Raw genomic sequence first — 19473 nt, 5'->3', positions numbered from 1 at the left:
AGTAGGGGGCGAACGGTTTAGTTGACGGGATCAAAGCCCCACGGGCAGTTACGTTCTACCCTGGCTACTGTTATAATAAAACAATATAAAAAATGGTCAACCAGAAAAATTTAGCATTCTGGCTAACCTTATAATACGATCGGGTGTGATAGTTTAAGAAGGTGATCATTAAAATTTGATTTCCTTTTGATTTTGGAAAATATTTCAAATATTATGTTATTGTAGAGGTGAAGAGGTAGTATGCCAGCTGGCGCGGTTCCTAATTAGTATATTTTGGTAATAATAAAAAGCAGGGGTGATTTTATGAAGAGAATTCAGTTAATATTAATTTTATTTAGCTTATTATTTTTTATGGTAGCTTGTATATCAGATGAAACAGTTAAAAAAGAACTAACTTTACCTGAAAATATTCCCGCATTTGTTAAAAAAACTGATTTTGAAGCAATTGATTGGGAAACGAAAGCAGTTGAGTTTAGTGATAGAAATGTTATTGGTAATGAAAATAAATCAGGTGTAATTGGTGCTGATATGCCAAGCATAAATATCGATCAAAAGTGGATGTGGCATCTTTGGGGGATTGAGAATCCCGAGGCAACCAATTTAACGATCGTTGGTCTTCATAAAGAAACAGGAACTGTCCATCAAATCATAACAACAGGTTGGACGATAAGTCTTGCGGGAGAGAATAATGGAGCAGATGCACACACACCTTCAAGTGTGAACATTCCAAAGGAAGGAGAATGGGCAATATTGCTTTATACTGATGAAAAATTATTTGATACATTGATATATGAAATAAATGAATAGGTTTTCAAGATATTGCTTTTTTAACTATTTGGTGCAATAATTCGAGAACAAAATTTTTAATTAAAGGAGAAATGTCAATGAGATACTTGATATTGTTAACTCCGTCATTAAATTGGAAAGATGATGTAGTCTTACATAATCAACCATTGATGCCTGAACATGCTGTGTACGTTTAAACCGAACTATAAAATAAGATTTGACGTATTAATGTCTAATAAAAAAGTAATACCAAAAATTGAGATGATGCACGTTAGTATTATTGCACGACAAAAATAAAAATATATGGAGGTTAGTAATGTTTATAATATTTGGGGTTATTGCTGTAGTAGCAACTTTTATAAATCTTTATATGTATAAAGCAGGAAAGGATTATAAGCTTGCTATGGCGACAGGACTATCATTTACAGCATTAACACTTTGTTCAGAATATAGTCTTGTATCTCGGTGGGTAAAAGTGGAAGATTGGTCAGCTTTAGGGGATGTTGTACCTGGTATGGAAAGGGCATTATGGTTTTTGACAATTGTTTCTATCTTACTAAATATAGCACCTATACTTTTAGAACTGAAAGGTAAGAAATAATTACTTATTGTCACATCATTTATATAATATGCAATTAATGTGTAAGTCTTTATGTATAACGAACGGGTGCGTGTGCGGCCGAGCTTAGGTCGTGTCATATAACGGGTGGGATTCCCGTCGAGTAAGAATTAGCCATTCGCTCGTAGCGAGTCTTGGAGGGCTAAAGGTAACTTTAGTCTTTAAGCGTAGACAGTTAGGTAGCGGGCCGAAAGCCAAGTGGTTGAAGGGATTGAGCTCCATAATGTTAGTTAATCGAGAGGGCTGATGCCTTACGCACAGCAGAAAGCTATATTTTATCCTTTGTTATAGGCAAGAAGGGTAAAGCCTCTCTGGAGTCAGAGACCTTGGCACGTTATACATTGATATGATACGGCAACTCGGGAGACCCTACCGGTCTCTTTATTTTAGAAGAGTATGGTGTACAAGCGATAACAAGCAAGGAAACCAAATGCCGTGTAGGGAGTCGGATAGCAGCGTAGTACCAATGAAGTCGGGTAATGCCGATGGAGGAAAGGCTAGCTACCAGTTATCACCCTTAATAGGGACACATTTACTACACACAGAGGTAGGGATATTAAATGGAAACAAAACTACTAAGGATAGCAGAATTAGCAAAATCTAATCCTAAAATGAAATTTACATCTCTTGCACATTTACTAAATGAGCAATCACTAGTTCAATGTCATCGTGAGTCACCTAACAAAAAGGCAACTGGGATTAATGGAACAACTAAAGAGCAATACGGTGAAAACTTAGAAGAAAACATTAAGGACTTAGTAAGTACGCTTAAAAGCAAAAGCTATCGTCCTGTTCCAGTAAGAAGAATGTATATTCCAAAGCTCAATTCAAACAAGAAAAGACCATTGGGAATACCGGAACACGAAGACAAGATTGTTCAAAGAGGGATTACGAAAATACTAAATTCCATCTATGAAAATGATTTTCTAGATTGCTCTTTTGGATTCCGTCCAAATCGTAATTGCCACGATGCATTGAAAATACTGAACCACTATATTGAAAAGAGGTCAGTAAATTATGTAGTAGATGTAGATATTAAAGGATTCTTTGACAACGTTGACCACAGATGGGTGATGGAGTTCTTAAAACTGCGAATCGCTGATCCAAACTTACTAAGAATTATTGGTAGGTTTCTTAAAGGTGGGTATATGGAGGAAGGCAAGAAACACAAAACAGAGTATGGTACACCGCAAGGTGGAGTGATTTCTCCAGTATTAGCTAATATATACCTCCATTATGTCCTCGACCTTTGGTTTGAGAAGAGGGTTAGAAAACAGTGCAAAGGGCAAGCATTCATTGTGAGATATGCAGATGATTGTGCGCCACGAAAGTGTGCGTGAGTAGCGAGACTACTCAAAGCAGCTATGCTGTACAAATGATGACGGTGGGCCCGTCGGAATCGCCATGCAGGTGGAGATTTCAAACTACCTTAAGGTGCTGTAGTCAAAAGTTATGGTATTGAGCGTTAAGGAAAAGGCAGTCAAGAACTGTCAAGTGCGTGTTATGGAGATGAACGAACATGTGAACCACTTACGGAAATGTCGAAAGCGTAGAGATTCCATCAAAACTAGGGGGTAGTCGTTAACCTAGGACGAGCTTAGAGGAAACCTGTTTACTGACTAAGTGATGGGCGGCATAAAGGTGGCATGAACATAACACAGGCGTTTGTATGGAACGTGGGAACCTACGGGCTGATGTTAAGGGAGTATTTCAAGTGGAAGACCCACGAGAAAAGAGTACCGATGCAGTCATCAAGGCGGTTATCTAAATGGGCTTCTTTTTAGTGGGGTTATTTTTGAATATATTGCTATTTACCTATTGGGGAATTTTTTTAATAAAGATTTTTAAAACTTTAATATAAAATTACCGTCTAATTTAAAGAGGTGATATTTTGAAAAAAATGTATTTAATTAGTGTGGTTTTTATGTTTTTTGCTTTAGTGGCTTGTAGTAACTCAAATGAAAGCAACCCAGAGCAAGATGATGCTTCAAATGGTAATGAAAAATCTCAAGAAGTTAATTTGACCCAAAACGAGAAACCACCTTCACTAACAATTACTTTTGGCGAAGAAATAGTTAAAACAAGACAAGGGGGTTATAGTTGGAGTTATTTAGATTCCCAAACAGGACAAATGGTAAATATAGAAACGGATTCTATACCATTAACAAAATTAGTTAACGTTGAAGATGCGGTGAGTGTTATTCTAACTGAACCTGTCACACTAAACTTCGAAAAAGAACCACTTAATTTTGAAATAAGAGTTTATGATAACAATGAGAATATGATAGCAACTTACAATGACTTTAAAGATGTAAAGGAAAAAGAGAAGGCATTATATGAAATATTGGCAACTTGGGAAGAAGGTACTGGCATTTATGCGGTTGCATTGGATGTTCAATAGTAAAGAATATTTACAAACGAGCATTGATAGTAACGGGTGCAATAGTTAAACAAGGTGATTATTAAATTTGATCGCCTTTTTCTTTAGGGGAAATTCAATGAATAATTTGGAAAATTATGTTATTATTGATGGATAGAGATATTGTGCTAACGGGGCAGGATACTTTAATAAGCTTTGAAATATTAGATAATGACCGTTGATTAAGAAAGTAAGGTAAAGAAACTGAAAGTGAAACTTTTAGGAGTGATTAGTTGAAAAGAGACAACGAAACAGGGAAGTCGGATAATGAATCTTCTGCAAAAGCAAAGAGAAAACGCGTAGTAATCAGCTTGTTTATGATAATAATTGTAGGGGTGGGATTGCGATATATTTATTTTGAGTATGAGATCTACATAGCAAAAGAAAAGGTGAGTAATTTATTCGAGTCAATGGACGAAGAAGAAATCCTAGAGGTAAAACCCAGCAAGATAAAAGACTCATTAAGTCAGGCGCAAATTAATGACGCATTGCAAGCAATCGATAACATTAACACGAGTGGCGAAGAAGAGGAAATGATTGTTTTTGCTCTACAATCTTTTGTGTTTTTTGCCCAATACAAACTAAATGAACGGGAAGGCAAACTTGACTCAACTGAGTATAGTAACCAGGACGTCGAAGAGGAGCAAAAAGCGGAAGAATTTCAACCAAATGAAGATGATGTTTTATCAAATTATAACGATGTAGAAAACAGAGATATACTTGAGGAGTTTATCGAAATTGCTGGTGAAAATGGAAAAAATAATGAAAGTGAAATCAGAGTAGTAAAAGATAAAGGGAAAGGCGGGGTGATCATTTACGATTTAAAATCAAGATATGATCAAAATGCCAACCAAGGATGGATTGATGTTTCCCCAGATTTGAGTTACTATGATCCCTCGGAAGATGAAGTGCAAGACATTTTCAGTAATGCGCCTCAACAATGCGGCTATATGTCACAAGATGAAACACAGGGGTTCTATAAATTGAATGAATGTAGGACTCATTGGGAATACCACCTTCTTCCGATTGATAAGAGTAAACTACCATAGTGGTTCTTAGAGGTTAATCATATTCTGTGAGGTAGATACGTTAATAGAATTGGCTATTTATTGTAAGTGGCCAGTGTAAAAGCTAGTGATTGTAAACAATTGGTTAATGAACAGGAAAGAGGTGTTCAAGTTGAAATTATTATTGATTATAATCAATATTATTTTTTGTGGTCTTATTACATGCTCTATTACGATGTTTCTTGCGGGAGGTGCCATAGGTGAGAATTATACTGACAGCCTATTCGTGGCACCACATTACTTTTTAATCTTACCGATATGGGGGATAGGTGTATCGCTGTTGTGGTTATACTTTTACAAGAAAAAATTGAAGAATGTCTTTTTTATGGAGATTATACTGATTAATATCATACCGTGGATCGCCCTTTTTTTAGGTGTTTTCTTCACACACTGGGTTTTATAAATAATTCTTATTAAGCTAATGAGTGCGCTAATTCTAGAAGAATTAATGCTACTGTAGAGGTTATTTTATGAAGGGCAGGCTGCTGAATAAGAAGCATAAAAAAATCGGCTATTTATGACCGATTTTTAAAATACCATTCTAATATTTCCTTTTTTTCTTTTGAGGGAGTATGTTTGTAACTAACCAATTTAAGTCCATCAGGTATTTCTCGTACAAATTTAAGTGTATCAGTGCCAATCGTGTTATGTGCTCCTACAAAAGCATCAAGTTGAATTGTGATTTCAAAGGAAAGACCGTTTGTCATTTTTAATTCTAATACTTTTTCATTCCAATATTGGACATCATTTAAGTCATAGTGTTCAACAGTAGCCTTACGAACATCTTCCCACATTAAAGAAAGCAATGCGTCTTCAAGGGTGGATTGTTTTGAAGCAATTGTTGGGGTTGAAAACATAAGAACAAGAAATAGTGCTGTAAAAATAACTAATACCTTTTTCACCAAATAACACCTCTTTAAATATATCATATACCGATATACTTACCTGATTAACGATAAATATTAATATTTATGTTATTGTGCTATCTGGTACTTTAATACAACAATGAGATTGTCAATACGACGGTCTTTTTTGCTAAAGAAGCAGGAATTCATATTAAATATATGGAATATTTAATTAAGATTAATTAAAGGGGGTATTTTTATGGATAATCCTATTTTAAAACAAATAGGAACAGTTTTCATCCCAGTAAGCAACATAGAGAAAGCGAGAGATTGGTACTGTGATATTTTAGGGCTAGAAACAAATGGGGAGATTCAATTCGGTCATCTTTACGTTATTCCTATGGAAGGTACAGGGATTGTGTTAGACAGCAAGATTTATTCAGAGGATAGAATATTTAAAGTCCCAGCATTCCACTTTAACACAAAAAGCATTGAAGAGGCATTTCATTTTATGAGTAATAAGGATGTTGATTTAGTTACACCAATCGAACATAATCATTATTTTAATTTCAAAGATCCGGATGGAAATATCTTAATGGTATGCAAATGTTAATATTAAGCTAACAGGCAGTTTGGTTTAACAGAAAGTGCTATAATTTTGATGTAAAATAAATAAAATTATAATATGAATTTAATTAGTCAGGAGGAAAATACATGAAAGTAATGCCCATTGAAAAAAGGGAAATTACAACAAGTCGCCTCGTATTAGGCTGTATGGGATTTGGCGGAGGCTGGGATCAAACCCCTTACACAAAAGAGGATATCCTAAAAGCAGAAAAGGCAATTGATGCAGCATTATCGAACGGTATTACAATGTTTGATCATGCCGACATTTATAGGATGGGAAAAGCAGAAAAAGTATTTGGTGAAATTTTAAAATCGCGTCCAGAACTCAGAGAAAACATAGTCCTTCAATCAAAATGTGGTATTCGATTTGCAGATGGCAAAAATCCAAAGCGCTATGATTTTTCAAAGGATTATATCCTGGATTCAGTGGATGGGATCTTGAATAGATTGAATACCGAGTATTTAGATATTCTTCTATTACATCGCCCCGACCCTATGATGGAACCAGAAGAAGTGGCAGATGCATTCGAAACATTGAAGAGGACAGGAAAAGTACGTCACTTTGGGGTTTCTAACATGAGTTCTTCTCAAATCCAATTTTTGAATGCTTACTGTTCTGAACCTATGATTGTTAACCAACTGAATATGAGCTTAAAGCAAATTGATTGGGTAGAGCAAGGTGTTTTAGTGAACCAAAACGAAGGAACAGGTGTGAATTTTCCAGATGGGACTATTGAATATTGTCGCTTAGCTAATGTGCAAATTCAAGCATGGGCATCTTTAGCGAATGGAATATATTCTGGTCGCTCCATAGATAATCCGTCAGAATCGGAGCTAGCCACGATAGAACTGGTGAAGAAATTAGCACTGGAAAAAGAAACCTCTGCAGAAGCAATTGTGCTTGGATGGTTAATGCGTCATCCAGCTATGATTCAGCCTGTCATCGGTACAACAAATCCAGAGAGAATTACAAAATGTCAAGATGCGATCCGACAGGCGGAGCTTATGACTCGTGAAGAATGGTATTCTCTTTATATCGCATCACGTGGTAATACGCTACCGTAAATATAATGAACAAAATAAATTTCCAAAATCCTGATAATTTTAATTTATGATATTATCTGAATAACTTTGGAGGAAATAAAAAATTAGAATTAACCTTTGTCGAGGCTAGAGATTTCTTTTATCAACTACATAACGAAGGTAAACCATTCCAACTCCATATTCAACTAATGGGTGAACGGTTATCGTTTTTTCTATTGGGAACATTTATATGGTCATACGCCATAACATGAATGACTTTATTTTTCTATGTTGACATATATTCTTTAATCTAAAATAAAAGATATGGTAAAGTAATATTGTAAGTGAATAATAGAATCTGCGTATTGGCAGGAGAGGTTCGAAATTCCATCCCTCTATAAAAAACTAAGGAGCTAGGACAGCATCTTCTTAATGTTGTCTTTTTTATTTGGATGGATACAAGCTCCCAAAGATACAAAATAAACGAAGGAGTGAAGATTCATGATGCAACAGATTTATCCAGTTACAGAACATCCCTATGCATATGAACTAAATAAAGATTTTCAATTTGCCGCAGCTCATTATATACCACATGCGGATGCCGGAAAATGCCAAAATATGCATGGGCACACCTATTTTACAAATGTCACCATTGCTGGGGACGATCTTGATCACACAGGTTTTTTGGTTAATTTTAAAAGAATAAAAGATTTAATTCATAAGCGATTTGATCATCGTATGATGAATGAAGACACTAAATTCTCCGACCAAGACGCTGAATATTTTCCGACAACAGAAGTGGTTGCCAGGACTATATATGAAATCATTCAGGAATACCTAAACAACCTGCCGAATAAGCCAACTTGTGTTCAGGTATATTTAAGGGAAACGCCAACGAGCTATTGTATTTACCGACCAAAGGAGAAAACATTATGAGAAAAATACCTGTACTTGAAATATTTGGTCCAACCATTCAAGGGGAAGGAATGGTCATTGGCCAAAAAACGATGTTTGTCAGAACGGCCGGCTGTGATTATTCCTGCTCGTGGTGTGATTCGAAATTCACCTGGGACGGTTCAGAAAAAGAATCGATTCAAATGATGGAACCGCAAAAAATAGTGGATGCCTTATATGAAGAGGGGGGCGGGCGATTTCAACATGTTACCATCTCTGGAGGAAATCCAGGATTATTAGCGCAATTGAATACATTGGTAGATTTACTACATGAAAATCAGATGAAGGTTGCATTGGAAACCCAAGGTAGCAGATGGCAGCAATGGTTTACAAAGATAGATGATCTAACGATTTCGCCTAAGCCGCCAAGCTCTGGAATGACTACAAATTTTGAAACATTGGATTTTATCATCCGTTCATTAAAGGAAAAACAACAGGGTAATTTCAGTTTAAAGGTGGTCATCTTTGAGAAAGAAGATTTGCAATATGCCATCAACATACACAAACGGTATCCTGATGTAGAATTGTTTCTGCAAGTGGGTAATGATGATTTGGAAACCGGAGAACAGGATAAGTTGTTACCACATTTACTTGAAAAATACGAACGATTGGTAGATCTTGTAATGAATAACGCAGAATTGAACGATGTTCGGGTTTTGCCACAGCTTCACACTTATTTATGGGGGAATAAACGTGGTGTTTAATCTTCCTATTAAAATGTAAGAGGAAAGAATTATAGATATGAGAAGAGAAAATTACGTGTCTTACCTTCAACTGAAAAAGAAACAGTCCATCGTGTTAAAGGTTTGATTGAATAGAACAAAAAATACAATCGGAAATTTTCACCTAACTTTATACACAACAAGAAAATCGTCAATATGGGTACTGCCCCCCGAAAATCTTATTTTCGGGGATGTTTTTATGGACAAACATAGTGAAGAATTTAAAAAGGAATATTCAAGATGAAGATGAAAGAATACAATATAAATTTAAGTCACGTAAATTATCTGATATAATTAATCCATTTAATTGAGAATTGTTATCACTTAGTGTATATTAGATAGTAACGATATATATAATTTAGTGAGGAGAATATATAATGCAAATATACTGGACTAAAATAAATAAGATTATTGAAGAATCGCCTGAGGTTAAAACGTACCTTCTTGACTGTCCGGAAGACTTTACATGGGAAGAAGGTTCCCACACCCACTTCGCACTGGAAGGTTTTAATGCTGGAGAGAAACCAAACCGTAGCTTGATTCGTCATATGTCAATCTCCACTTTACCGCAATCAAATTCAATTGGTATCACAACACGCATCAGAGAGCAGTGCTCTGAGTTTAAAACGATTTTAAGAAATCTTGAAGTCGGCAATGAAGTTGCAATATTTAAAACGCATTCGAATGTACCGCTTAAAAGAGAAGACAAAAATGTTTACCTGCTGTCATCAGGTGTTGGCCTGGCAACTTTCAGACCGCTTGTACTTGAGTATTTCGAACGTGCTGACAACGTCAATCAAATTCATTCCTTGAACATCGATTCATCAAAAGATTTCTTGTTCACTAATATTTTTGAATCCGCACCTGACAAGAAGTTCACATCACAGTTTGTTGATAACCGTAAAGACTACTACGAAGAAGTGAAAAATCTTGCTGCAGACAAGGATGGACTCTTCTATGTTGTCGGCAGCGATGAGTTCCTCGTGCAGAACATTGAAGTACTGCGTGAGCAGGGGATCAAGCCAACACAGATCATGCTCGATAAGCACAAACAACAACTATCTGAGTTTCTATCATTTGATTTGTCGAGCGAGACAAAATAATTTCTTGGTAAATTCTAAATAGAAATTCCATTATGGGCGCTTTTCTTTAACAGAGAGGCGTCTTTTCTAATCAGTCTGATTCTACAAGTAACAGATTTAATGGATTGGAGTTATATAAGGAAAGAAAGTCATTAAACTATGAGGGTAGAATAGCTGAATAAGAATTATTAGTTGAGTATCCCTTTGATTTTTGAAATAATACGGACAAAAGGAGGGGATAAAATTGGAAATTCCATTTGAGATGACGATTGATCCCCCCTTTACTTTAAACTATTTGATTTACATACAAAATATTTTTCTCAATTAAAACCGAAATGAAGAAGAATTAAGGTTTCCTTATTTATTAATGTACTAACGCAGCAGAAGAGTTCAATAAGACTTAATGGAATAAAGGAGAGGGACTTATGTTAAGAAAAAATGTTATTGAATTCCTATTTAATGGGAAAAAATATCAAGTCGAGAAGTTTATTCTTCTGATTGTGTTTTGGTTTGTAGTCTTATACTTATCTATCGTCTTTCGAATTTCCCTCTTAGCTTTATTTGTACCAGTGTTTACACTTGTAGTGGTTATGTCTATCATAAAAATAATGTGGTATAACAAGAAAAAGAATATCAAAACAAGGATAGTAGATTGGATAGGAATGACATTGTGTCTTATTGTTTTAATGGCAATGTTGTTTCTGTTCTATAAAGAAAATAAATTGGAAAATGCCGTTTATGATGTGATTGAAGAAAAAGTAGGAAATGAAACTTTTACAATAGAATTTATTGACGAAATGGAGAATAAAGAAAATTACATTGTTGTTGGCTATACCATTAAAGGTGAACATACTAAGTATTTGGAATGGTATTACTGGAGAGATGGGGAATTGCTTCATGATTTAACAAGAGAAATTGAATAAGAAAATGATTAATTTGTTCGATAAGAGTCAGCTGGCTCTCATTGGGTAGGATAGTCAATCAATAAAGCAAGTTTTAAGTAATTCTTTAAGCTCTAATTTTACGGGGAAATAGTTGAAAGTGTGATTGAACGGTAGTTTGAGGTTTGTTAAATAAGGAATAGTACGCAAATGGAGGGATATTATGTTTGGTAGTAAAAAAATAAAAATAGTCGATTTTATATAAAGTCAGACAATCAGATACCTACACTTGGACGGATAACTATTTTTGTTGATCGTGATACTGGAGTAAATTATATTCATACGTGGTGTGGCACAGGGAGTGGTCTTACGCCATTACTTGATAAAAATGGAGAAACGATAGTAGATAAGTAGTTTTTGCTTCCGTCCCACAGCTTAGCACTGTCTGCTGGATTATTAGTGGCTAGTTTTTTAATTCACTAATGAGTGCCACAACAGGAAGATCGGTAATTATAGCGGTCTTCTTAACTAAAGGATCAGGACAGCTCAATTCGACAATCACATCTTATTAATAATGGGAAATTATGTTATTATTTTAGATGTCGGAAAATTTAGTACTATACAATAAAATAAGTAGGTAATGTCTTTGGAATATTTCACAACACAATTAATAATGATTGGATTATTTATCTTAATTATCCATTCAATCGAAACATTAGCTTATTCAGTACGCTTATCAGGTGCTAGGGTAAAACTATTAGCTTCAGCTCTTTCCTTATTTCCGTAATGGTGATGTTTTCAAGGTTAGCGGATATGATGCAACAGCCTTTTACAGGAAGTTTGATAGATAATGAACCAAAATAAAATGCCTTAGAATTCGTTGGTAGTCAATATCGAATTATAATTGGTTCTGCAACAATAGGAACAATTATTGGTATACTTTTGTTACCGACATTTATTGCTATTTTTTCGAGGGCAATCGTTCATTTAGCTGAAGAACGTGGATCTATTCTAAAATTAGCTATTACAACTAAAAGGGGTGAGATAATATGAAGTATTTGCTAACATCTATTGGAATTTCAATGACAATAATTTTTGGTGGAGGATTTCTCATCCGTTTTGTAAGAGATTCGGATTTTTATATTGCTGAATTTGTAGGAGGTATTATAGGTATTATCATTTTAATTATTGGGAAATTTAGCAAGGGCACTGCGAAACCGGATAGTAATACCTTCTTAAAGTAACGCTGTGTTTCTGAAATAGAGTATAGAAGGAGGGTGTGTTATCTCTTCTACGAGATACGTCTTATTGTTCGAAAGTAAATACTTCTCTGAAATGAACGAGAACGGGTTTGTCAAATAAAATTTGTAAGTCATAATTTACTCAAGGTACTTTAACACTCTATCTTTTAGCTCATCATGGAGAAGTAGTGGTTCATCACCATTGCCCAGTTTTGGATATGGCTGATAAGTCTTTGAATGATTATGGTAATTAAAAATACAAGTGCAAAAACTGCACTTGTATTTTTAGGTGAGATTTTTATCATTCAGTAAAAGATTTAGCTCCAATATAATGGTCCTGCCAATAATCAATGCTGATGTCTGCTATGATTATACCGTCATTACCAGCGTGAATCATTTGGTTATCACCGATATAGATTCCACTATGAGAGGCACCTTCTGTATCGTAAGTACCTTCAAAAAATACGACATCCCCGATGTTAGGGGTTTCTATATGGGAACCATCGTTTTCCCACATTTCACTATGTGTACGTGAAACGTCAATTCCTGCTTGGTCAAATACATAATTAATAAAACCACTGCTGTCCAATCCTTCTGGAGTTGTTCCTCCCCAAACATAAGGTGTTCCTATGACACTTTCTGCAGCAGCAACAATATCCAATGGAATGTCAGAAGCATTATCTCCAGACTCCGTAATAGTTAAATTATTTTCAGAAGAATCGCTTTCTGAAAGTGTCATTGTTTCGAATGTATTCGGACCTACAATACCATCAACCTGTAAATCTTGGTCTGCTTGATAGTCTCTTACAGCTTGTTCGCTTAATGGACCAAAAATACCGTCAATTGTATATGTATAATACCCTTGAGCTTGAAGTTCCTCCTGTATATCCTCTACTGCTGCACCAACATCTCCACTTCGAATGAGTGCCGTCTCATTTTGTGATAGTTCTTCTTGCTCTATTACATTAGGTAGATTGCTTTCACTAATGGTTATATCGCCCTCCGAAGAACCTGCACCAGCATTGGCAAACACACTTCCACTAAAAACAGGAGTAAGAGCTAGAGAAGTTACAAGTGCCGTAGAGATTACATATTTTCTTGTTGTTTGATTGGACTGTACCAATATTATTCCTCCTTTTAAACTAGTAAGCAATGAAACATGATTCGACATATATCATGCTCTTAATTAACCACAATGTATCACATGAAAATATCAGTGAGATAACATAGGGATTAAGAGGAAATAACAAACTATTATAAAATATTACAACTTGGAATTAACGAAGGGTGCAGGTTAGTTGAAGATGAGAATAAATTTTATCCAATAAAATAAGCAGGAAATTTCCCTGCTTAATTTGAACAAGTGTACGTATATAATGTCACATAGTATTCTCTTCTTCTAAATCTCATAAGGTAAGTACCACGATATTAAGTGCTACTTTTAACTCTCCCGATATGAATCGTGGGTGGGAAGAAATAAATCTTCCTCTGAATTTCTGACAATAGAAAAGTGTTCAACATTATAATGACCGTGAAGAGTAGTATTATGATGCTTTATAATTTGTTCTGAACTTAAAACATCATTGCCCAATGTTGAATGACCATCACCAACTAATGTTACATCAAAGCCACTAATAGTTGCTGTTCTGACTGCACTATCTATACAATGCTGTGTTTCACAGCCCATAATCACAATATGTTCAATATGCTGTGACGTTAAATGTTCTAGCAGACCTGTTCCATAAAAGGAATTTGTTGCAGATTTATCGAAAAACCTTGTTTCAGTTGGGATATTAATTTCATTGTGAATTTGAAATCCGTTACCTTCTCCTTCAGCTACATCAAGATCCCTGACAAAAACAACTGGAACACCTGACTTTCTTGCTTTGTTAATCACTTTGTTAATATTAATAATAAGTTTTTCTTTATTGAAAATTTGACTTGCTTCTTGATTTCCATCAATTAATTCTTGTTGTGCGTCAATGACTAATAATGTTTGATTCAAATAATTTTCCCCTTTCAAAATGCGGGGAGACGCTAAAAGATTGGTTACTTAGTCGTAATCCCCTTAGATATTTTTAAGCACACATTTCTTTTGTTTATCATTATATCAACCTCCTAAACAAAATTTGACTAAATAGTGGTAATTATTAGCCTATTAAATTATAACATATTATTCCTTTGTTGATAATTTTAATATTGGTTCTTCAACTAACTTTTGGTTCGATAGTTAAACAAGCTGGTCATTAAATTTGATCGGCCATTTTTATCCGAAAAAAGTTTTGAATATTATGTTATTATCTTGGTATAAAGATATTGAGTTAACGAACAGTTTAGCAGAACAGGAATTTTTAAATGAAGATTTTAAAAGAGGGTGTAAGTGTGAGCAAAAATAAACGAATTACTGTATCGATTATCCTTTTCATTCCATTGGTTTTTCTCATAATAACTTGGTTAAGAAACATAGTAGATCCGAGTAGCTTTACACTGGGAGCAAAAATTTATTTAGGTTATTTAATTACTTTGTTCAGCGTTTCCACAGCCTGCTTACTCAGTGTAGGCAAGATTAAAAAAAGAAAATACCAGATATGGGGTATTACTATTATGTTACCAATTTCCGCACCCTTAGCTTACTCCATTGGATTTAATTATGCGATTTATACAGGAGATGGTTTTGCAGCATTGCTGATGTTATATGTATTTCCATTTCTTTTCACCACAGGGCTTATTATTTTGTTGATTGGTATTTTTAAAAAGGACGAAACAAGACTATCTAAGTTATAACTAAAGGATACTTTAGTGAAATAATATAAACGAAATTGAGGGATTAAATGGAGTTCATATTTGTAAAAGTAGAAGTGCTGTTACCAGAAGAATATATAGATAAATTAAGAAATAAGCTAATAATATTGGCGTTTTGACTGTGGGTAATTACGATAATGTTCTTTCATATTCTGTCGTAAAAGGCTACTGGAGACCTTTAGAAGAAGCAAATCCTTTTAATGGCAGTAAAGGTGAAATTTCCTTTGGGACTGAATGTAAAATGGAATTCAAGTGTTTAATGAAGAACATTGATGAAGTGAAAGAACTAATTAAAAGTACTCATCCTTATGAAGAACCTGTGATTAACGTTATACCAATATTAAGCTAATGGGTGCAAGAATTGAAGATGAGGTCAACTGGCAGCTGTTTTTCTTATTGTGATAAAGGGGCATTTAATGAAGAATATTTAACTTCGATTTAAAGACCTAACTGGAAAAAAGGAGAAAATTATTAATGAATTTAAGACTAGAATTGTTTGTTGAAAGTATAGAAAAATCAGTGGAATTTTATAGTAATGTTTTGGAATTTGACGGACCAAAAGAAACGAAAGCAACTTACACGTCAGTTAGAAAAGATAATGTGGTTTTTGGTTTAGGAGAGAGAGAAGTTTGCCTGATTTACATCCACTTAAAGTTTCCAGTAATGGTCAACAAGTTGGTTTAGGTGTTGAAATAGTTTTAGAAGTTGAAAATGTACATGAAGTTTATAATAATGTACTTGCAGCAGGATATCCTATCCAGGCAGAATTGAACAGAAGACCTTGGGGGATGGTAGATTTCAGGATAATAGATCCAGATGGATACTATCTAAGAATTACATCAAGCCTTTGACTTCAGTTCTTGTGCTAACAAGTGCCATTCTTAAAAAATGCTAATCTGTTCCTGCAGGGTAGTCTAGTTAAACAAGAACATATTAGCCAATCATGTGGAAAGGAGCGTTAAAAATGAAAGCTATCGTTCAAAGTGAGTTTGGCGATGCAAGTGTACTTTCTTACTCAGATGTTGAAACACCAGAAAGAGGAAATAAAGAGTGTTTAATTAAAGTAGCATTTATGAGTGTGAATTATGCAGATATAAAAACAAGAATTGGAATTAAGGGAAAAGGAAATCTTCCTTTAATATTGGGCTTGGATGTTGCAGGAACCGTTGTAGAAGTTGATGCCAAGTCGCCTTTTTCAATAGGTGATCGTGTAATCGCTTTCCCTAAAGATGGAGCATATGCAGAATATGTGATTGCAAATGAACAATTAGTTTTTAAAATTCCAGACAATCTACCTTTTGAACAGGCGGCTGCAATGCCAACTGTATCTATCTTATCGTATATGCTTTTACATGAAATTGGTCAAATACGAGAGTCTGATTCCATTGTCATACATAGTGCTGCAGGTGGAGTAGGTTCAATGCTTGTACAATTAGCTAGATTATCAGGAGTTCAAAAAATTCTCGGCACTGTTGGCAATATAGAAAAAGCTAGTTATGTGAAGAAATTAGGTGCTGATGTTGTATGCACTTATGAAACATTTACAGCGGAAGTTTTAAAGCAAACAAATAATCAAGGTGCCAATATTATCTTTGATTCGGTTGCTGGTGATGTTACAAGCATGAGTTTAGATTGCTTAGCATTATATGGCACACTTGTGCAATTTGGTAATAGTAGTGGTAAAGCCGGTACTTTTAAAACAAGTGATGTTCATAGTAGTTGTAGAAATATTAAGGGGTTTAGCTTAGGCACAACTAGAAAACATAACCCAAGACGATTAGCACCTATTGCGGAAAGAGTTATAGAACTATTTGAGTCAAAACAAATTATCCTCCCAATAGCACAAGTATTTCATTTAAGTGATGCGGCAAAAGCACATAAATTGGTTGAAAGCCGTAATTATGAAGGGAAAGTATTGCTTAGAGTTTAAAGAATAATTAGAATAAAATTTCTCGTTTTGTTTGAAATGGTAAATACATCATAATCTTGAAAGAAAGACTAGCAATATTAGTAAAGAAATCACCTCGAATAAAAAGTATGCTCAACAAGAGGTGATTTATATGTATTTTAAAGTTATAAAAAATAATAGAAATGTATTATTTTACTTACTAGGAGCTGGGGCTTCTAGTCTGGGGAATATTATATCTGGTTTAGCCTTCCTATTTTTAGCTTATGAGATGACAGAATCAAGTATATACACAACTGGTGTTGCAATTTCACAAGTATTCCCTTACCTTCTATTTGGATTAATCGGAGGAGTAATTGCTGATTGGGTAGATAAAAAAAGGCTATTAATAGTACTCGACCTTATAAGAATACCTCTAACATTATCATTGGTACTATTTCATCAATTAAAGTTACTGAATTATTGGCATTTAATAATAGTGAGCTTTCTTATTCAGTGTCTAGGCTGTTTTTTTAATCCTGCCCATAGGGCTATATTACCCATTATTACAAGAGGAGAGGAAAGATCTTCTGTTAACAGTTTGCTTGACACAATTACAAGAGGCATTACTGTATTAGGACCTATTGTTAGTATAGGATTAATGAATACAATTAACGTAATACATTTTTTTACCTTCGATGCATTAACATACCTTATAAGTGCGTTTCTTATTTATAAAATTCAAATTACAGAAAAAAATCTAACAAGTGAAAGTTCAAACCAAAGAAAAGTAATTGATATATTTATCTCAATAAAGGATTTTTCAATTTGGGGGAAAAATCATACGACAATCCGAACCCTATTTATAGTTACAGTAATCATTGTGTTTTTCAATACTTGGGTATGGCAAGTCGGCTTATTATTACAATTAATTGAAACAACTCCAAATGGAGAGGAAATATATAGCTTACTTTTAGGATGGTATGGTGCTATGGTTATTGCAGTTAACCTGCTTATCCCATTTATATGGAAAAAGCTAAGTGTGAAAATTTATTTGTTTGGTACATTAATTTTGGGTATAGGAATTTTCTTTTTAGGATTTGCGTATACCATCCCAATGTATTTTATAGGAATATTATTTGCAGCAATAGGCTTACCTATATCTGGCTTATCAAGAGTATATTTGTTACAAAAATATCTTCCCATAGAAAAACTAGGTAGGGGCTTTAGTTTTAATGCATTTCTTCTATATTTATCAAATGCTATTTCTCTTAGTGTATTTGGATTCATCTCTTCATTCTTGTCTACAAGAATCTTGTTTATAATATGTGGAATTATGATGATCATTTGTTCAGTCGCCTACTTATTAACCATCTCTCGAAAAGTGCCTGGTGTAATACCATATAATCGCTTAAATAATTGATTGTAAACAGTAACAGATGAAAAACCACAGTCCATTGCAATTTTCAATACAGTTTTATTTGTTTTTTTAAGCATTTCCTGACTTCTGACAACTCGATATGTTTGTAACCAAGAGTAAGGAGAAATTCCTGTAATGTCTTTAAAATAATGCGCAAATTGAAATTTACTTAGTCGCGATACTTTTGCCATTTCATCCAAGGTCCATGGATATTGATAACTTTCTTTTAAAGCTAGTATTGTTTTATAAATTTGAGGATTTATTGTTTTATAGGTATTTAAATTTATATCCTGTGTATGGGTTCCGACAGCACTTCTCACTAACATTAATGCTAATTGAGTGAAACTGTGTTCCAAAAACATATCCATGGATCTGGTGTCATCTTTTTCAAGGTGTGCGAAATCTAATACGAACCTAACCCAATTTGAAATGTGGTAGTTTTTCTGAATACTTGTAGCAAACTGAATATCATTGTGAACAGGATATAAAGCTTGAGAAACTTTACTAAGAAAAGCAGGGTTTAATTCAATTAAAAATTTCCTGTCATCTATTGCTAGTTGTTTATGTTTTTCTAGGGGATTAAATAAGATAAATTGTTGATTGTTAATAGTATGCTGACTTCTGTTTGTTTGGTAATCTATAGTTCCTTTTAGGGAGTAGATAAATTTATAACAATTATCTGAACGCCAGTTGCTTTCTTGGCTGAAATCTTTTTTAAATAAGAAAACGCCATTATTATTTGCTAGTAATAATTTTGTTGAGCTCACGTAATCACCTTCTTAGTTATTATGAAAATTGTATCATAATTTTCAGGAACTTTTCTCTAGAAAATAATTATGTTTGTACGAATACCCCTCCTTTGTTTTCAGTAGATTACTATTTAAAAAAGCATTCTTTTACAAAAGTATTACAATAAGGTCATTGAATTTTCGAAAAAATTTTATACTATTAAAACTGGTAATAAAATACAAAATATTAACGGAGGTAGAATGGTATATTACAGAAAAAGTCCTTTTAACTAGGTACCGACCCCCAAAAGTTAGAGTAAAAAACTAACTTTTGGGGGTGTTTTTATGGCGAAATATAGTGAGGAATTTAAA

Annotated in this window: 21 protein-coding genes, 2 pseudogenes and 1 riboswitch; of the genes and pseudogenes, 19 read left to right on the top strand and 4 right to left on the bottom strand. The window is 34.1% G+C overall.

All coding sequences use genetic code 11. The features are described 5' to 3' along the window. Positions 1-303: 303 nt before the first annotated feature. From F1560_RS16450 to F1560_RS16430, 5 genes are all read left to right on the top strand, one after another. The gene (locus tag F1560_RS16450; RefSeq protein ID WP_149475741.1) at positions 304-807 is read left to right on the top strand and encodes a hypothetical protein; all 504 of its coding nucleotides are present in this window, start codon (positions 304-306) and stop codon (positions 805-807) included. 295 nt (positions 808-1102) lie between these two features. Next, the gene (locus F1560_RS16445; protein WP_149475740.1) at positions 1103-1387 is read left to right on the top strand and encodes a hypothetical protein; all 285 of its coding nucleotides are present in this window, start codon (positions 1103-1105) and stop codon (positions 1385-1387) included. A 578-nt stretch (positions 1388-1965) separates the two neighbouring features. After that, the gene (locus F1560_RS16440; protein WP_210095964.1) at positions 1966-2745 is read left to right on the top strand and encodes a reverse transcriptase domain-containing protein; all 780 of its coding nucleotides are present in this window, start codon (positions 1966-1968) and stop codon (positions 2743-2745) included. A gap of 551 nt (positions 2746-3296) precedes the next feature. Beyond that, on the top strand, positions 3297-3806 hold the full coding sequence (locus tag F1560_RS16435) for a hypothetical protein (protein WP_149475739.1): 510 nt from the start codon (positions 3297-3299) through the stop codon (positions 3804-3806). 251 nt (positions 3807-4057) lie between these two features. Next, a complete protein-coding gene (locus F1560_RS16430; protein ID WP_149475738.1) occupies positions 4058-4873 on the top strand; it encodes a hypothetical protein in 816 nt (271 codons plus the stop codon). Positions 4874-5406: 533 nt separating this feature from the next. On the opposite strand, the gene F1560_RS16420 is transcribed toward F1560_RS16430, so the two are convergent. Continuing rightward, complete coding sequence (locus F1560_RS16420) at positions 5407-5793, bottom strand: DUF3888 domain-containing protein (protein ID WP_187773754.1); 387 nt, start codon at positions 5791-5793, stop codon at positions 5407-5409. 202 nt (positions 5794-5995) lie between these two features. Here F1560_RS16420 and F1560_RS16415 point away from each other — a divergent pair, with 202 nt between their 5' ends. From F1560_RS16415 to F1560_RS16380, 9 genes and pseudogenes are all read left to right on the top strand, one after another. After that, on the top strand, positions 5996-6349 hold the full coding sequence (locus F1560_RS16415; protein ID WP_149475735.1) for a VOC family protein: 354 nt from the start codon (positions 5996-5998) through the stop codon (positions 6347-6349). Positions 6350-6450: 101 nt separating this feature from the next. Then, complete coding sequence (locus tag F1560_RS16410; protein WP_149475734.1) at positions 6451-7428, top strand: aldo/keto reductase; 978 nt, start codon at positions 6451-6453, stop codon at positions 7426-7428. Between the two features lie 326 nt (positions 7429-7754). Then, positions 7755-7801: riboswitch (PreQ1 riboswitch) on the top strand. Between the two features lie 86 nt (positions 7802-7887). Further along, positions 7888-8322 (top strand): 6-carboxytetrahydropterin synthase QueD, encoded by a 435-nt coding sequence (queD, locus tag F1560_RS16405; RefSeq protein WP_149475733.1) that lies wholly within the window; start codon positions 7888-7890, stop codon positions 8320-8322. Continuing rightward, positions 8316-9044, top strand: a complete 729-nt coding sequence (gene queE, locus F1560_RS16400) for a 7-carboxy-7-deazaguanine synthase QueE (RefSeq protein ID WP_246811947.1) — start codon at positions 8316-8318, stop codon at positions 9042-9044. Before queD ends, queE begins: the two co-directional genes overlap by 7 nt. A 395-nt stretch (positions 9045-9439) precedes the next feature. After that, positions 9440-10165, top strand: a complete 726-nt coding sequence (locus F1560_RS16395; protein WP_149475731.1) for a ferredoxin reductase domain-containing protein — start codon at positions 9440-9442, stop codon at positions 10163-10165. Between the two features lie 404 nt (positions 10166-10569). After that, positions 10570-11067, top strand: coding sequence for a hypothetical protein (locus tag F1560_RS16390; protein WP_149475730.1), 498 nt, complete (start codon positions 10570-10572; stop codon positions 11065-11067). A gap of 219 nt (positions 11068-11286) precedes the next feature. After that, positions 11287-11439, top strand: a complete 153-nt coding sequence (locus tag F1560_RS22325; RefSeq protein WP_223116406.1) for a DUF6440 family protein — start codon at positions 11287-11289, stop codon at positions 11437-11439. Between the two features lie 259 nt (positions 11440-11698). Continuing rightward, positions 11699-12045 (top strand): annotated as a pseudogene (locus tag F1560_RS16385) (lipid II flippase family protein); the annotation flags it as partial. A 29-nt stretch (positions 12046-12074) separates the two neighbouring features. Further along, positions 12075-12269: a hypothetical protein gene (locus F1560_RS16380; protein WP_149475729.1), complete on the top strand. Its 195-nt coding sequence runs from the start codon at positions 12075-12077 to the stop codon at positions 12267-12269. Between the two features lie 298 nt (positions 12270-12567). On the opposite strand, the gene F1560_RS16375 is transcribed toward F1560_RS16380, so the two are convergent. Together F1560_RS16375 and F1560_RS16370 are read right to left on the bottom strand one after the other, a co-directional pair. Beyond that, positions 12568-13389, bottom strand: a complete 822-nt coding sequence (locus F1560_RS16375; protein WP_149475728.1) for a C40 family peptidase — start codon at positions 13387-13389, stop codon at positions 12568-12570. A gap of 318 nt (positions 13390-13707) precedes the next feature. Continuing rightward, positions 13708-14271, bottom strand: coding sequence for a cysteine hydrolase family protein (locus tag F1560_RS16370; protein ID WP_149475727.1), 564 nt, complete (start codon positions 14269-14271; stop codon positions 13708-13710). A gap of 350 nt (positions 14272-14621) precedes the next feature. Between F1560_RS16370 and F1560_RS16365 the strand changes: the two genes are divergently transcribed. The 5 genes and pseudogenes from F1560_RS16365 to F1560_RS16345 all read left to right on the top strand — a co-directional run bounded on the left by F1560_RS16365 (position 14622) and on the right by F1560_RS16345 (position 18376). After that, positions 14622-15050 (top strand): hypothetical protein, encoded by a 429-nt coding sequence (locus F1560_RS16365; RefSeq protein ID WP_245347910.1) that lies wholly within the window; start codon positions 14622-14624, stop codon positions 15048-15050. 47 nt (positions 15051-15097) lie between these two features. After that, positions 15098-15417, top strand: a pseudogene (gene cutA / locus F1560_RS16360) (divalent cation tolerance protein CutA). Positions 15418-15697: 280 nt separating this feature from the next. Further along, a complete protein-coding gene (locus F1560_RS16355; protein WP_149475726.1) occupies positions 15698-15919 on the top strand; it encodes a VOC family protein in 222 nt (73 codons plus the stop codon). 113 nt (positions 15920-16032) lie between these two features. Then, positions 16033-16998, top strand: a complete 966-nt coding sequence (locus F1560_RS16350) for a quinone oxidoreductase family protein (protein ID WP_149475725.1) — start codon at positions 16033-16035, stop codon at positions 16996-16998. Positions 16999-17128: 130 nt separating this feature from the next. Further along, positions 17129-18376 carry an MFS transporter gene (locus F1560_RS16345; RefSeq protein ID WP_149475724.1) on the top strand — a complete coding sequence of 416 codons (1248 nt, stop codon included), beginning with the start codon at positions 17129-17131 and terminating at the stop codon, positions 18374-18376. On the opposite strand, the gene F1560_RS22455 is transcribed toward F1560_RS16345, so the two are convergent. Continuing rightward, positions 18313-19140, bottom strand: a complete 828-nt coding sequence (locus F1560_RS22455; protein WP_246811945.1) for an AraC family transcriptional regulator — start codon at positions 19138-19140, stop codon at positions 18313-18315. The genes F1560_RS16345 and F1560_RS22455 overlap by 64 nt on opposite strands. Between the last annotated feature and the right edge of the window lie 333 nt (positions 19141-19473).

It is taken from the genome of Oceanobacillus polygoni (assembly GCF_008304605.1).
Classification (GTDB): Bacteria; Bacillota; Bacilli; order Bacillales; family Amphibacillaceae; genus Oceanobacillus; species Oceanobacillus polygoni.
Note: the sequence above shows the minus strand (reverse complement) of the source record. Positions and strands in the feature narration are given on the sequence as shown.